Origin of the sequence: Campylobacter concisus, from assembly GCF_050447505.1 — a bacterium.
GTDB lineage: Bacteria > Campylobacterota > Campylobacteria > Campylobacterales > Campylobacteraceae > Campylobacter_A > Campylobacter_A concisus_BP.
On record NZ_JALMFZ010000001.1, the window covers coordinates 881,746 to 896,888 of the forward strand.

13 protein-coding genes are annotated in these 15,143 nt (G+C 41.9%); 4 read left to right on the plus strand and 9 right to left on the minus strand.

The window, feature by feature from the left end; genetic code table 11:
* Positions 1-31 precede the first annotated feature (31 nt).
* Genes MTT09_RS04365 through MTT09_RS04380 form a run of 4 tightly spaced genes read right to left on the minus strand, consistent with a single transcriptional unit; the run spans position 32 to position 2,782 of the window.
* A complete protein-coding gene (locus tag MTT09_RS04365; RefSeq protein WP_429802754.1) occupies positions 32-1,882 on the minus strand; it encodes a primosomal protein N' in 1,851 nt (616 codons plus the stop codon).
* A complete protein-coding gene (locus MTT09_RS04370; protein ID WP_429802756.1) occupies positions 1,882-2,292 on the minus strand; it encodes a type II secretion system protein in 411 nt (136 codons plus the stop codon). The genes MTT09_RS04365 and MTT09_RS04370 overlap by 1 nt, the downstream gene beginning before the upstream one ends.
* Positions 2,289-2,525: a hypothetical protein gene (locus tag MTT09_RS04375; RefSeq protein WP_009293636.1), complete on the minus strand. Its 237-nt coding sequence runs from the start codon at positions 2,523-2,525 to the stop codon at positions 2,289-2,291. The genes MTT09_RS04370 and MTT09_RS04375 overlap by 4 nt, the downstream gene beginning before the upstream one ends.
* A 23-nt stretch (positions 2,526-2,548) precedes the next feature.
* Positions 2,549-2,782 carry a hypothetical protein gene (locus tag MTT09_RS04380; protein ID WP_021089317.1) on the minus strand — a complete coding sequence of 78 codons (234 nt, stop codon included), beginning with the start codon at positions 2,780-2,782 and terminating at the stop codon, positions 2,549-2,551.
* Between the two features lie 125 nt (positions 2,783-2,907).
* Between MTT09_RS04380 and uvrB the strand changes: the two genes are divergently transcribed.
* Positions 2,908-4,884 carry an excinuclease ABC subunit UvrB gene (gene uvrB, locus MTT09_RS04385; protein WP_429802758.1) on the plus strand — a complete coding sequence of 659 codons (1,977 nt, stop codon included), beginning with the start codon at positions 2,908-2,910 and terminating at the stop codon, positions 4,882-4,884.
* A gap of 888 nt (positions 4,885-5,772) precedes the next feature.
* On the opposite strand, the gene MTT09_RS04390 is transcribed toward uvrB, so the two are convergent.
* Together MTT09_RS04390 and MTT09_RS04395 are read right to left on the minus strand one after the other, a co-directional pair.
* Positions 5,773-6,933 carry an MFS transporter gene (locus MTT09_RS04390; protein WP_429802760.1) on the minus strand — a complete coding sequence of 387 codons (1,161 nt, stop codon included), beginning with the start codon at positions 6,931-6,933 and terminating at the stop codon, positions 5,773-5,775.
* Complete coding sequence (locus MTT09_RS04395; RefSeq protein ID WP_429802762.1) at positions 6,934-9,474, minus strand: tryptophanyl-tRNA synthetase; 2,541 nt, start codon at positions 9,472-9,474, stop codon at positions 6,934-6,936.
* A gap of 168 nt (positions 9,475-9,642) precedes the next feature.
* Here MTT09_RS04395 and groES point away from each other — a divergent pair, with 168 nt between their 5' ends.
* The 3 genes from groES (at position 9,643) to MTT09_RS04410 (ending at position 13,053) form a co-directional block, all read left to right on the plus strand.
* Positions 9,643-9,903 carry a co-chaperone GroES gene (gene groES, locus MTT09_RS04400; RefSeq protein WP_009293641.1) on the plus strand — a complete coding sequence of 87 codons (261 nt, stop codon included), beginning with the start codon at positions 9,643-9,645 and terminating at the stop codon, positions 9,901-9,903.
* Between the two features lie 17 nt (positions 9,904-9,920).
* Complete coding sequence (groL, locus tag MTT09_RS04405; RefSeq protein ID WP_429802764.1) at positions 9,921-11,555, plus strand: chaperonin GroEL; 1,635 nt, start codon at positions 9,921-9,923, stop codon at positions 11,553-11,555.
* Between the two features lie 130 nt (positions 11,556-11,685).
* Positions 11,686-13,053: a phosphomannomutase/phosphoglucomutase gene (locus MTT09_RS04410; protein WP_429802766.1), complete on the plus strand. Its 1,368-nt coding sequence runs from the start codon at positions 11,686-11,688 to the stop codon at positions 13,051-13,053.
* A 67-nt stretch (positions 13,054-13,120) separates the two neighbouring features.
* Here MTT09_RS04410 and MTT09_RS04415 read toward each other — a convergent pair whose 3' ends face one another.
* The 3 genes from MTT09_RS04415 to MTT09_RS04425 form a co-directional block, all read right to left on the minus strand.
* Positions 13,121-13,435 carry a TfoX/Sxy family protein gene (locus tag MTT09_RS04415; protein ID WP_103634887.1) on the minus strand — a complete coding sequence of 105 codons (315 nt, stop codon included), beginning with the start codon at positions 13,433-13,435 and terminating at the stop codon, positions 13,121-13,123.
* 20 nt (positions 13,436-13,455) lie between these two features.
* A complete protein-coding gene (locus tag MTT09_RS04420; RefSeq protein WP_429802769.1) occupies positions 13,456-14,313 on the minus strand; it encodes a transporter substrate-binding domain-containing protein in 858 nt (285 codons plus the stop codon).
* 91 nt (positions 14,314-14,404) lie between these two features.
* A complete protein-coding gene (locus tag MTT09_RS04425) occupies positions 14,405-15,142 on the minus strand; it encodes an amino acid ABC transporter ATP-binding protein (RefSeq protein WP_429802771.1) in 738 nt (245 codons plus the stop codon).
* Position 15,143: the final 1 nt, after the last annotated feature.

Consider the following 15,143-nt stretch of genomic DNA (forward strand, 5'->3'; position numbering starts at 1 on the left):
TGGTGGGATTATAATAAACATTAGTTAATCTCTAGCTAAAATTTACCGGATCTATATCGATATCGCTAAGTTCGCTTTTGCAGAGGTTTGCCGCTTTTAAAAGCATGGTGTGCGAGTTTGAGCGAAGCAGAATTTCATATCTAAATTTACCCACAAGATACTCAGCCTGGCACTTGCCGTATCCAACGATCTCTAGCTCATCGCTTTTTAGTGGCTCTAGCCTTTGCACAAATTCGTTCATTGCGCCCTTTGCCGTGCTCTCATCTTTGTGCGAAACGACCACGCGAAGCAGCCTAGTAAATGGCGGATACAGCCCCTCTCGGTAGCTTATCTCCTCCTTTAAAAACGCATCATAGTCGCTGATATAACTCTCAAAAAACTCCCTTTGCTTGCTTTGAATAATGACCTTGCCAGCTCCGTTTCTGCCGGCTCTGCCAGCTACTTGCATGGCAAGGGCAAGTGTCCGCTCTCTAGCTCTGTAATCAGGAAAATTTAAAAGCTCGTCAAAGCCCATGATGACGGCAAGCTCGACGTTGTGATAGTCATGCCCCTTACTTAGCATCTGCGTACCAAGCAGGATATCTATCTTGCCATCGTTAAATTCCTTCAAGGCCTTTACGAGCTTATTTTGCGTCGTGATCTCGTCTCTATCAAATTTAGCGATCCTAGCGTTTGCAAACTCAGCTTGCAGCCTCTCTAAAAGCTCGCTCGTGCCGATCTTTTTAGCCTCTATCATCTCGCTGCCGCACTGGTGGCAGGTCTTTGGCACGGCCATTTTGTGCTCGCAGTATTGGCACTTTAGCAAGTTTTGCTTTTTATAGTAGCTCATGCCGATGCTACAAAATGGACACTTCACCGTCTCGCCGCAGTTTTTGCAGACAAGATATTTGAAATTTGCCCTTGTTGGTAGGCAGATGACGGCTTGCTTTTTGTTTTCAAGCGTTTTTGCGATCTGCTCTTTTAAAATTTCGCTTATGCCAGTCTCGCTCTCGTCAAATATATAGCTCTTTTGCGACACAAAATATGTCCCTTTTAGGCGAAAACATTCTTGCTTGTAAAAGCTAGTAAGGCTTGGCGTAGCACTACCCAGAACTACTTGCAGGTCAAATTTGCTAGTTAAAAAGAGGGCTAGATCCCTTGCATTGTAATGGGGCTTTGAGCCTGTGTTTTTGTAGCTATCGTCGTGCTCTTCGTCGATGATGATGAGTTTTAGCCTCTCAAGTGGCAAAAATAGGGCAGACCTAGCTCCTGCAATAAGCCTAGCCTTGCCGCTTTTGATGTCTTTTAAAATTTGCTCTTTTTTCTTTGGTGTGATCTTTGAGTGCCACACAGCCACAGCCTCGCCAAAGAAGCCTTCTAAGCGCTTTTGCATCTGCGGTGTGAGTGAAATTTCAGGCATTAAAAATAGCGCTTGGCTGCCTGCGTTTAAAATTTCTCTAATTTTAGCGATGTAAATTTCGCTTTTGCCACTTCCCGTGTCGCCAAAGATGAGCGAGCTTTTTCGCTCGTTTATAAAATTTAACGCTTCAAGCTGCTTTGGGCTTAAATTTGGTGATTTGAAGTCGCTTTCGCCTTTGTAAATTTCATCATCAGTAAGGCTTTGTGGCTCAAATAAATTTATAGCAACGCCAAGCTCGCAGGTGTAGTAGTAGGCGATAAATTTAGCTAAAGTTGCTTGGATATCGTTTAGCTTAATGGGTAAAATTTCATCAATGAGAGTTGTTTTAAAGCTTGGCTCATCCACTTCGCGCAGGATAAAGCCAGTTAAGCTTTTGCCCCTAAGCTTTGCAGTGACGGCGCGAAATGGCGCAATATCTAGCTCGCTTTTATATGTGAGCGCAGCTAAATTTACCCCGCTAAATACGACCTCGTAGTATCTCATCACTCAAGGGCGCTGCAAAGTCCGTCGCTGCTTTGGCAGTCAAATTCGCCAGTGGTTTTGTTATAAGTGAAATTTGCTGTTTGCCCGTCTAGTTTGAAGGTATAAGTGGTTGCTCCAGTTTTGTGCCAGCCGTTTTTTGTGCCGCTGTCCGCGATATTTACGCTTATTACTTTGTTGAAAAGTTTATTCCCATCATCAAGCGCGTCAGGATATGCTGGAGTGCCTTTTAGGACGCTATCGTTGTATTTTAGTGAGATGCCGCTTTTTATGGCAGCGATTTGCGTTTTTGCATTTGCGACTATGGCGTCGCTTCTAGTAAAGAAAAGCTTTGGTATAGCAATAGCGCTCAAGACGCCAAGTATGACGATGACAAATATAATTTCTATTAGGGTAAAAGCTTTTTTTTTCATTTATTTTCCGGTTTTAGTATCTCTTCTATCTCTTTTGTGACGTCCTTTACGACGCGCAAATTTGTGTAGCTCTCGTAGCTCTTTTCGACAAAGGCGTTTATAAGCTCACGAGGCTCGATAAATTTCTTTCCCCCCATAAATTTCTGCCAGTCACGCTCAAAAACTTCAGCAAAATCATCATCAAGCGTTATCGTGTAGTCGCGAGATGATACGGTGAGCGTGATCTGTTTCATCTTTTATGCCAAAAATGCCTAGCTTATCTACCAAGGACGGCTTCGATCTTTTTCATTACATCATCAGCTTCGCTATTTTTCTTATCTAGGTCCTCTTCTAGGCGCATGATCTGATTAGTCTTTGCCTCATTTTGTGCTTTTAATGTTACGATCTCGTTACGTAGCTCTTCATTTACTTTGCAAACTTCATCGTATTTTGTGATGAGGTCATTTACTTTATCGCTTAGTGTGGTTAAGATCGCATTATCTTCAAACATAAAGGTTCCTTTAAAATAATAATTAATGCCGTATTCTAACACGCAGAGGCTAAATTCTTTTTAAAATTCTCATTTGACAAAGCACTATCTTTGCTATAAAATTCGCCCAAATTTAAAGGTAGTTAATGAGTAAATTTGAAATTTCATCTAAATTTAGCCCAAGCAGTGACCAAGCAAGAGCGATAAAAGAGATAGTAAAAAGTATAAAATCAGGCAATAAATATCAAACTCTTCTAGGTGTGACAGGATCTGGTAAGACTTTTACCATGGCAAACGTCATACGCGAGCTAAATATGCCAACTCTGATAATGACGCATAATAAATCCTTAGCCGCGCAGCTTTACAGCGAATTTAAAGGCTTTTTCCCAAAAAATCACGTCGAGTACTTCATAAGTTACTACGACTACTATCAGCCAGAGGCCTACATCCCACGAAGCGACCTATATATAGAAAAGGATAGCTCGGTAAATGATGAGCTTGAGCGCCTGCGTCTCTCTGCGACTGCTAGCTTGCTAAGCTTTGATGACGTCGTCTGTGTGGCTTCAGTCTCTGCAAACTACGGCCTTGGTAATCCAAGCGAGTATAAAGGCATGGTCGCATACCTAAACGTCGGCGATAAAATCAACCAGCGCACGCTACTGCAAAAGCTAGTGGATATGGGATACAAGCGAAACGACGTTTATTTCGACCGAGGCGACTTTCGCGTAAACGGCGACGTGGTGGACGTATATCCCGCATATTTTAACGACGAGGCGTTTAGGATCGAGTTTTTCGGCGACGAGATCGAGACGATGTATAGCCTGGACGTGCTGGAAAACAAAAAAAGACACGACCTGAAAAAATTTATCCTCTACCCGACCAGCCAGTTTATCGTGGGCGCTGATAGGCTAAAGATCGCTATGAAAGAGATCGAAGAGGAGCTTGATGTGCGCTTGAAAGAATTTAACGAGCAGGGCAAGCTAGTTGAGGCGCAGAGACTAAAGCAGAGAGTGGAGTTTGACCTTGAGATGATGGCAAGCACTGGCATGTGCAAAGGTATCGAAAACTACGCGCGCCACCTAACTGGACAAAAGCCCGGAGAGACGCCGTACTCGATGTTTGACTACTTTGAGATAAGTGGCGAGGACTATCTGGTTATCGTCGATGAGAGCCACGTGAGTTTGCCGCAGTTTAGGGGCATGTATGCAGGCGATAGGAGCCGTAAAGAGGTGCTTGTGGAGTATGGATTTCGTTTGCCATCAGCGCTTGATAACAGGCCGCTTAAATTTGACGAATTTATAAGCAAAAAGGCGAAATTTCTCTTTGTCTCAGCAACGCCAAACGAGTATGAGCTTGGTATCAGCCAGGGGCATGTCTATGAGCAAATTTTGCGACCTACGGGGCTACTTGATCCGATCATCGAGATAAAAGATAGTGACAATCAAGTAGAGGCGCTATTTGACGAGGCAAAGGCGGTCATCGCAAGAGGTGAGCGTGTGTTAGTTACGGTACTAACTAAAAAGATGGCTGAGGAGTTAAGCCGCTACTACATCGAGCTTGGCATAAAGGTCAAGTATATGCACTCAGACATCGACGCGATCGAGCGAAATGAGATCATTAGAGGGCTTAGAAGTGGCGAGTTTGATATGCTAATAGGCATAAATTTGCTCCGTGAGGGGCTTGACCTACCTGAAGTGAGCTTGATAGCCATAATGGACGCTGATAAAGAGGGCTTTTTGCGCTCTACCACGAGCCTTATACAGACGATGGGGCGTGCGGCTAGAAACGTAAATGGCAAGGTGCTAATGTTTGCCAAAAAGATAACAAAATCTATGAAAGAGGCGATCGATACGACGACTGCTAGGCGTAAATTTCAAGATGAGTACAACAAAGCTCACGGCATAACGCCACACTCTGCCAGCAGAAATATCGAAGAGAGCCTGCACGTCGAGGACGGTACGGAGATTTTAAGAAAAGGCGCAAATCTGGAAAAAATGCCTGCGAGCGAGCGAGCCGCGATCGTAAAAGAGCTAAGAAAGCAGATGCTTGAAGCGGCAGCGCAGCTGGAGTTTGAGAAGGCGGCGGCATTACGCGACGAAATAGCAAAGATGAGAAAGTTATAAGCGTTATCTTTTGTGCATCTTTAAATGAGCTTGCTAAAATTTTGCTCGACAGACTATGTGTCTAGTCTGCGCAAATTTTAACTGCGCAACATTTAAATCTATCACAAAATACTGCCGCCAAATAAAATTAAATTTTAATGTTTCGCGCATTTAGTATTTTTTATACACTCCCTCGTTTTGCTCATCCGCCTTATCTCCTCGTAGCGAAGTCTCGTTGCGAGCAAAGCGAAGCAAAAAACAAAAATTTTCTTGTCTTAATTGCTTAAATTTATTTGTTCTGTCTTCGGTCGAAAATTTCTTCGTTTCTGCTTGCTGTTGCGAGCTTGCGAAGCAAAACATTTAAAATCATCACAAGATACTTTGCCTTGATGCTTTGTAACTAAAATTTAAATTTATATTTGTCTGGTTTGTGCAAATTTTAACTACGCAACATTTAAATCTATCACAAAATACTGCCGTTATATGAATTTAAATTTTTTCTATGCTTTTAAATTTGATAAACCATGTTTTGTTACTTGTTTTTTCTCATCCGCCTTGTCTCCTCGTAGCGAAGTCTCGTTGCGAGCAAAGCGAAGCAAAACATTTAAAATCGTCACAAGATACTTTGTCTTGATGCTTGGTTGTTAAATTTTAAAATAAAAATTACTGCAAAATACCGCCGCCCTAAGCATCATGGTTTGTTTCTTTTATATCTTTAAATTTAGTCTTGCTACCTCTTTGCAAAAAAGGCAAAAAACTTATTCTCTTTGGCAAGGCTTATCTAAATTTCAGCTCACATCAAATTTCACCTACCAAGCAAAAGTAAAATTTACAAAATCAACGCTAGGGGTGAGACATTTGACTGCGTCTATCGTTGCTATCCGCTGTTAGCAAGCTATTTTTGTAAATTTATATCTTGCTAACTGGCTTTAAAAAGTAGCTCGACACCGCGCAGATAAGCGAAACTACGGCGATAAAGTAAAACGAGTGCGTTAGGCTAAAGATGTCAGCGATCTTGCCAATGACTGTTGCGAATATACCGCCGATCGTGATACTAAGCCCGAGCGTTACGCCAGAGGCTAGTCCGATTTGATTTGGCAGATAAAGCTGTGCAAGGGCGATTGATGGACTAAAAGACAGGCTGATGCAGGCACTCACGCACATGGAGGCTGCGAGAAATAGCGCGTAGCTGTCGATAAAGAGCATTAGCACGACTAGCGGTGCGGCGATACTTAGGCTTATTTTGATGAGCCTAACTAGGCCGTATCTATCTGCTAGCGCTCCGCCAAATAGCGTAGAGATCGCACCTGCAGCAAAAAACATACTTAAATTTACATTTGCAACTTCTTTGCTAAGGCCAAAAATTTTAATGAGATAGATGCTAAAAAATGCCGCAAAGCCAAAAGCGACGATAGAGCGTGAAAATATACACAGACAAAGCCTCAAAAATGCGCCCAGATCGTCTTTTAGGGCGCTTGTTTTTTGTGAAATTTGCTTTTTGTGATTGTCTTCTAGCGCTTTTATAAATTTGCCCTTTTTAAGGTATAAAAGCGTTAGAAAAATTTGAGGGATTATAAAGACCAGCGTCCCTTTTAGGCCAAAATTCCCCACAAAAACGGCGACTAAAATGGGTCCAACTGCAAAGCCCACGTTGCCACCAAATGAAAATATGCTTATGCTTTTGGCTCTATTTTTGGTGTTTGAGGCATAGTTTATGATCCTTGCGGCACTTGGGTGAAAGAGCGCGGCGCCGATACCGCTTATCATCACGCAAACCAAGATGATGTAGTAGTTTGTCACAAAGCCAGTGAGGCTCATGCCCCCGCCAGCAAGCAGTAGCCCAAGCGGGATGACGTAGGGCAGCTCTTTTTTGTCGCTTAGGCGGCCGATAAGCGGTTGGATGAGCGAGCTTGCTAAATTTGTGGCTGTCACGAGCGAGGCAGCTGTAGCGTAGTCGTAGTGGTAGCTCGCGATGAAAAAGGGCAGCATCGCACCAAGCGCACTTTGGTTTATGTCACTACAAAAGTGCCCAAGCCCCATTAGATACTTTAAATTTTCCGCCTTTTTCATCTAAAATAGCCCTTTTAAAAGCCCCTTTAAATTTTGCTTTTCGCCGCTTGCGTCATCATCTTTGCCAAGCTTTTTATCTAAAAATCTACCTATCTCTTTTTTGACCTTATTTTCGAGATATTGCGATCTGACGTCGTATTTTAGCTTGTCTGTCGTGCCTGAGATTTGCACGTTTAGATCGGTCTTTTCTAGCCTGCAAACAAGCGGCGCGTTAAGCATTTTTGTGGCGGTATTATAAGTGCCGCCTGCAACCTTTATATCGCTCTTTGGCGAGCTTAAATTTACGTTAAAGATGACGTTATCGCCCTTTATATCGCCATAAATTTTGCCGTCTTTATAAATTTCTTTTGTGATGTCCTTGCCGGTGAAGGTTTTTATATTGTTTGTGAGATTTGTGCTGGCTAGGTGACCCTCTTTTAGTAAGATGTCAAATTTGCCGAGCCTTTGCTTTGTCTCGTAGTCAAATTTAGCATCGCCGTAGCCATCATAAAGATGATCTAACCCCAAAGTCTGCGTTAGCCCCTTGACCTCGAAGTTTTTTAGGACCGCATCAAGCGCGCCACCTTTGTAGTTTGCCTCTAGTTTGCCCTTAAATAGATCATCAGAGGTGACTTTCACGCTTAGATCATCCATTGTGCCATTTGCTGTTACTAGGGCTGCAAATTTACCGTGAAGCTCGCGGCCAGCTAAAAATGCAAGCTTATTTAGCTCTGAAACTACCGCTTGAAGCTTTAAGTTTAGCGTGCTTTTGCCCACGTCAAAACTGCCATCTATGCCCTTTATATCAGCAAGCGAGCTAAGAAAGTCACCACTAAATTTCGCTACGTCGCCTTTATAGTCTAGGCTCAAATTTGAGCTAAATTTCTCGTTTTCAGGGAATTTTTTATCAAGCATTTTACTAAGTGCTGCGGCGTTAAATTTGCCATCATTTAAAGCGATAGTTGCGGTGACGTTTGGGCTTTTGCTAAAGATATTTTGCCCCTTTGCTTGGAGATTTGCCTTGGCATTTAGCAGCCTATCGTTGCCGCTAAGTGCTAAAATTTCTCCTAGCTGCGCTTCTTTTAGGCTAAGATTAAGATTTTCATTTTTTATGGTGGCGTTTAACTTGCCAGCAAAGGCATCGCCACCTAAATTTAGCTCATCTATCTTGCTATCTTTGACCTTCACATCGCCCGCAAGCGCCATCTTTGAGTCAACCTCGAAGCCGCTAACTGCCTTAAATTTCTCGGGGTCGCTAATGAGCAGGGCAAATTTGCTAAAAATTTGGCTGTTTTTTAGGTCATAAACGCCCTTTACATCCTTTAGCTCGCCAAGGTCGCTAAGCACGTTTGCGTCAAAATTTACAAGCTCACCTTTTGCTGTGGCACCGCCTTTTAGCTCAAATTTAGCTGCGTTTTTAAGCTTTGCAAGACCATTATCTATAAGACCGTTTTTTATCTCAAATTTAGCCTCGCCTGCAAGCTTTTTTAGCTCGTCAAAGCCACTAAAATTTGCGTTTAAATTTATCTGCCCGTCTGCGTAGCTAGGCTGCAAGGCAAGCGCTAGAAGCTCTTTTAGCTTGATATTAGTCGCATTTAGGGCTAAGTTTTTGCTATCAAAATTTGCATTTATCTTGCCGCCAAGACCGTTTATCTCAGCTTTTAGGTTTTTAAGAGCATTTTCTTGCATTGTAATTTCGCCGTTTGCATCCACGGCGCCGCTTAGTTGCTCGCCTAAGAGCTTGCCAAAAAGGGCAAGATCAGGCACGTTTAGCAAAAAGTCGCTCTTTAAATTTTTGCTAGCCAGATCATAAGTCGTCTCGTTTGCTTTTAAAGTGGCTTCAGGTGCGATGATAAGGGTTTTTGCGCTCACTTTTTCATTTGCAAATTTAGCATTTACACCGCCTTTAAAGTTTATATCTTTTGCTAAATTTAGCCCAAATTCGTTTTTAAGAATTTCTTTGTTTATCGCTGCATCGCTTGCTAAAATTTGAGCGTTTATGATGGGCTCATTTTTCTCATCAACTCCTTGCATATTGCTCGTTAGATCAAGCTTGCCGCTAGCTAAATTTGGCTTTTGCACAAGAGCTGATATCTCAGAAAGCTCGATGTTTTTAGCGTCAAGATTTAGCGCTTTTGGCAGGTAGTCTTTTAAATTTGCGTTTAAATTTATGTTTGAACCAAGCGCCGTGCCAGTTGCCGTTAGCTTGAAGTCGCTAAATTTACCAGCCACGTTTGCTTTAAGCGCGACGTCCTTTTTTAGCCCAAGCTCACTAGCCTTTACCTTGTCGGCGTTTATATCTATGCTTAAATTCATACTTTGAGCAAGCAAGGATAGATCGCCATTTGCCTTTAAATTTATGGCATTCATCACGGTCGCTTCTAAATTTAAGGTGCTAAGCCCTAAATTAAACTCTTTAAATTTGACATCGATACCGCGAGCGAGTGCCTCTTTTTCTATTTTACTGGCTATAAATTTATTGCCAAAAGAGCTAAAGATAAAGCCAAAAATGCAAGCCACTATGAGCACAAGCGCACCAACTACGTAAGCTACTTTTTTCATAAAATTCCTTTATATTAGTTTTACATATCATAAAACTTTAGTCACTTAGACTAAAGTTTTTAATAAAATTCACTATAAATTATTGACTTTTTCAGAAAAAAATGCTAGCATTTCATCACTCAAAAATAAAGAGTGCTAAAAAAGACAATTAAACTAAAAGGATGAACAATGAACTTTCAACCATTAGGCAAGCGTGTCCTAGTCGAACGCGTAGAAGAGACAAAGACGACAGCTTCGGGCATAATTATACCTGATAACGCAAAAGAAAAACCTTTAAGCGGCGAGGTAAAAGCAGTTGGTGCTGAAGCTGAGGGCGTAAAAGTTGGCGAAAAAGTAGTATTTGCTAAATACGCTGGCACTGAGGTAAATTTAGATGATAAGACATATCTTGTTTTAAACATCGACGACATTTTAGGCGTGATTAAATAATTTAAAAAGGAAAGACAATGGCAAAAGAAATTTTTTACTCTGATGATGCAAGAAATCGCCTATACGAGGGCGTAAAAAAACTAAATGACGCTGTAAAAGTGACAATGGGACCAAGAGGCAGAAATGTCCTTATCCAAAAGAGCTTTGGCGCTCCAAACATCACAAAAGACGGCGTTAGCGTGGCTAAAGAAGTTGAGCTAAAAGATACTATCGAAAACATGGGTGCAAGCCTAGTTAGAGAAGTAGCAAGCAAGACAAACGACCAAGCAGGCGACGGCACTACAACAGCAACTGTGCTAGCTCACGCGATATTTAAAGAGGGTCTTAGAAACGTAACTGCTGGTGCAAATCCTATCGAAGTAAAACGCGGTATGGATAAAGAAGTAGCAGCTCTTATAGATGCACTAAAAAATATCTCTAAAAAAGTTTCTGGCTCAAAAGAGATCGCTCAGATCGCTACTATTTCTGCAAACTCAGACGAGAGTATCGGCAAACTTATCGCTGATGCGATGGAAAAAGTCGGCAAAGATGGCGTCATAACAGTAGAAGAGGCAAAGTCTATCCAAGACGAGCTAAGCGTAGTTGAGGGTATGCAGTTTGACCGCGGATATCTAAGCCCATACTTCATCACAAACCCTGAAAAGATGCAAGTTGAACTAAGCAATCCATTTATATTATTATTTGACAAGAAGATCACAAATTTAAAAGACCTGCTTCCAGTGCTTGAGCAAGTACAAAAGAGCGGCAAACCACTTCTAATCATCGCTGAAGATATCGAAGGCGAGGCACTTGCAACGCTTGTTGTAAATAAACTTCGCGGCGTGCTAAACATCTCAGCTGTTAAAGCTCCTGGCTTTGGCGATAGAAGAAAAGCTATGCTTGAAGATATCGCTATCTTAACAGGCGGTGAAGTCATCAGTGAAGAGCTAGGCAGAACACTTGAGAGCGCTACTATAAACGACCTTGGACAAGCTTCAAGTGTAGTTATCGACAAAGACAACACTACTATCGTAAATGGTGCAGGCGAGAAGTCAGCTATTGATGCTAGAATAACTCAGATCAAAGCTCAAATCGCCGAGACTACAAGCGACTATGACAAAGAAAAACTTCAAGAGCGCCTTGCAAAACTAAGTGGCGGCGTGGCAGTTATCAAAGTAGGTGCTGCGACTGAAACTGAGATGAAAGAGAAAAAAGACCGCGTAGATGACGCTCTAAGCGCTACTCGTGCAGCTGTAGAAGAGGGCATCGTAGTAGGTGGCGGCTCAGCTCTTATCCTCGCTTCAAAGAGTGTAAATTTAAATTTACAAGGTGATGAGGCAATCGGTGCTGAGATCGTTAGAAGAGCGCTTCGTGCTCCACTTCGCCAAATCGCTGAGAACGCTGGCTTTGACGCTGGTGTGGTAGCAAATGCAGTTGAGACAAGCAAAGATGCAAATTTTGGCTTTAACGCTGCAACTGGCGAATATGTAAATATGTTTGAAGCTGGCATCATCGATCCAGTTAAAGTTGAAAGAGTTGCGCTTCAAAACGCTGTTAGCGTGGCTAGCTTGCTACTAACGACTGAAGCAACTATCAGTGAGATAAAAGAAGAAAAAGCAATGCCTGCAATGCCTGACATGAGCGGAATGGGTGGCATGGGCGGCATGATGTAGCAGCCCTTTTCGAGCTAGAGCCTTTTCTAGCTCGAATTTAAATTTTAACCTCACTAAATTTATAAAATTATTTACTCCTTTTTAAATTTATTCTTGTATCATTTTTGCATTCTTTTAGGGAGAATTTACAATGAAATATGATGAAATTTTTAGAGAATACGACATCCGCGGCATTTTTGAAAAAGACTTGACAGAAGATAGCGTCAAGGCTATAGGACTTGCTTTGGGTAAGAAATTTAACGAATTTGGCGTGAAAACTTTAAGCGTTGGTTTTGACGCAAGGCTAAGTGCTAGCACGCTTTTTAGGTGTCTGTTAAGTGGCCTAAACAAGGCTGGCGGCTTTAAAATTTATAGCATCGGCTTGCTACCAACTCCTGTTGGCTATTTTAGCGTTTATGCTGACTATTTTGACGCAAATATCATGATCACGGGCTCTCACAATCCAAAAGATTATAACGGCTTTAAGATCACCATTAAAAAAGATAGTTTTTTTGGCAAAGATTTGCAAATTTTAAAAGATAAGGTGAACGAGATAATCGCCTCTGGTGAGCAAATATCAGACGATGAGAGCTGTGAGAAATTTAACATCTTAGAAAAATATGTCGAGTTTTTTGTAAAAGAATTTAGCGAGCTTAAAAATTTCAAAAAGCCTTTTGTCATCGACTGCGCAAATGGCGCTGTAGGCGTGAGCTTGGTGCCTATCGTCAAGGCGCTTGGGCTAAATGCGAAAATTTTATATGAAGATCCAGACGGAAATTTCCCAAATCACCACCCAGACCCAAGCGAAAAAGAGAATTTAAAAGAGATATTTTCGCTCATCGAAAAGAAGGAATTTGACCTTGGATTTGGCTTTGACGGAGATGGCGACAGGATCGCCGTGATAACGCCAAAAAGAGATATAAAAGGCGATGAGCTTGCCTATCTTTATGCGCTAAATATGAAACATCCAAAGGTGCTTGGCGAAGTAAAATGCTCACAAAATATGTATGATGAGATCGCAAAAATCGGCGAAGTTTTCATGGGCAAGACTGGACACAGCAACATCAAAAAAATGATGAAAGAGCTAAACGTAGATCTTGCGGCTGAAGTGAGCGGTCATATCTTCTTTAAAGAGCGCTATTTTGGCTTTGATGATGCGCTTTATGCGATGATGAGGGTGCTTGAGCTAGTTCATAAGGGCTTTGACCTTGACGGCGAGCTTGATAAGATGCCGCTTGTCTTTAGCACCGATGAGATCAAGATAAAGACGACTGACGAGGCTAAATTTAAGATAGTTGCTAAGCTAAAAGAGTGCGTGAAAAATGAAGGCTGCGACCTGCCAAAGATAAAAAATATCATTGATATTGATGGCATAAGAATTCAGTTTGAAAATGGCTGGGCACTGGTGCGTGCGTCAAATACAACGCCAGTTATCGTTACTAGATTTGAGGCAAAGAGTAAGGAATTCTTAGAAGAGATTGAACAAAAAGTGACAAATTTACTAAAGAGCTTGATGTAGCCAATAAAAGCATTTTGGGTTAAATTTACTCCAAAATGCTTTTTAAATTTTTATTTAAACATCCAACTTATCTGGCTTTTGCTGGTTTCTTTTCGGGCAGTTCCGCATACATGCCGCACAACAATTCTCCAATCAAATTCGCATCCTCAAATTTCTCGAATACATGCATTAACGTCTTTGAGCCATTATAAGGATAACGTAGTTCTGAGTCTGCAAGAAGTCTGTCCGATGTCGGCGTTCTCTTTAAAAACAGTTCATTATTACAAATGTCACCTATCAGTTTACCGTTAAAATATACAAGGTATCCACCCATCATGGATTTTATGACAATATCGCCGAATTCAGAAAATCTATCGCGAACATATTCATTAAATTCATTCACTATGATCACTCACTTTGAATTTAGAGTTTGCCGCCTTCGACGACTAGAGATTCAGGATTGACACTATCGCCATAGATTGGTTTTAGTGTTGCATCATAGTCTTTGTGGAAGAAATTTTCTTTTCCAAGCTCGACGATCTCGTTGTTTAGCCACTCAAGCAAGGCTTTGTTGCCCTTTTTGACAGCTGGAGCTATCACATCCACATCGCCAAGCGCCTCAACGCCAACGACAAAGCCAGGAGTCTCTTTCGCCCAGGCAAAAAGTAGGGCATTATCATGCGCTAGAGCAGCACCTCTTTTATCAACCAAAGCTGCGAAAGTTTCGGTGTTTTGATCATACTTTAAAAGCTTGATATCAGGATAATTTTTTGTAAAAAATGCGTCCGCTGTTGTGCCTTTATTGACGATTAGTGTCTTATCTTTTAGCTCATCGACGCTCTTTATCACAGCACCTTCTGGGCTAACGATGCCAAGTGAGACCTTCATATATGGAAGCGCAAAATCAACAACTTGCGCGCGCTCAGGCGTCTTTGTGAAATTTGCAAGCGTGATATCGACCTTGTCGGCTGTGAGCACTTCGACCCTGCCAGCAGCCTCTACTAGCTCAAATTTGACCTTACTCTCATCGCCAAGTAAGTCTTTTGCGATGCGTTTTGCAAAGTAAATGTCATAGCCTTGGTTTTTGCCGTCTTTATCGACGTAGCCAAATGGCGGTTTGTCGCTAAAAACGCCTATCCTTATATATCCACGCTCTTTGATCTTTGCGATCGTATCAGCTTGGTTTGAAGCGGCCGATTTGTCCGCACCTTTGTCATCACCACAACCCGTTAGAAAGACGGTAGCGACTAATGCTAATAAGAAAAATTTAAATTTTCTCACTCTTTCTCCTTTAGAAAATTTAGTAAATAAGAGCGACCAAGTCTCGCTCTAAACGCATTTTGAAAAAACGGCAAATTATCTCTTATTTTTTCTAAAACGAGAATAAATTTAGAAATTTCTTCGCTCGCTCGCTCTTTGGATTAGTAAAAAACTCCTCTGGTTCGCTGATCTCCACGATCGCTCCAGCGTCCATAAATACGATCTTGTTAGCAACCGCCCTTGCAAAGCTCATCTCGTGGGTTACTATTAGCATCGTCATGCCATCTTTGGCTAAATTTAGTATCACATCGAGCACTTCTCTAACGATCTCTGGATCAAGTGCAGCCGTAACCTCGTCAAATAGCATGATCTCAGGGTTTAAGCAAAGGCTTCTTACTATTGCTATGCGCTGCTTTTGACCGCCGCTTAGCTCCTTTGGATAGGCAAATTTCTTATCAAGTAGCCCAACCTTGCTAAGCCACATATCAGCCGTTTTTTCAGCCTCGACCCTATCTCTTTTTTGCACCTTCAAAGGCCCAAGAAGGACGTTATCGATGACGTTCATATGATCAAACAGCTCGTAGCTTTGAAAGACCATGCCGACCTTTTGGCGGATCCTTTGCCACTCTTTAAATTTAGCGTCTATCACTTCGCCGTCTATGATGATCTCGCCGCTTGCTATGCTCTCAAGGCCGTTTATACACCTAAGAGTTGTGCTCTTGCCACATCCCGATGGTCCAAGAAGCACGACCACTTCGCCACTTTTTACCTCTAAATTTATATCCTTTAAGGCGTGAAGCTCTCCATAAAATTTATTTAAATTTTTAAGTTCTAAGATATTTTCGCTCATT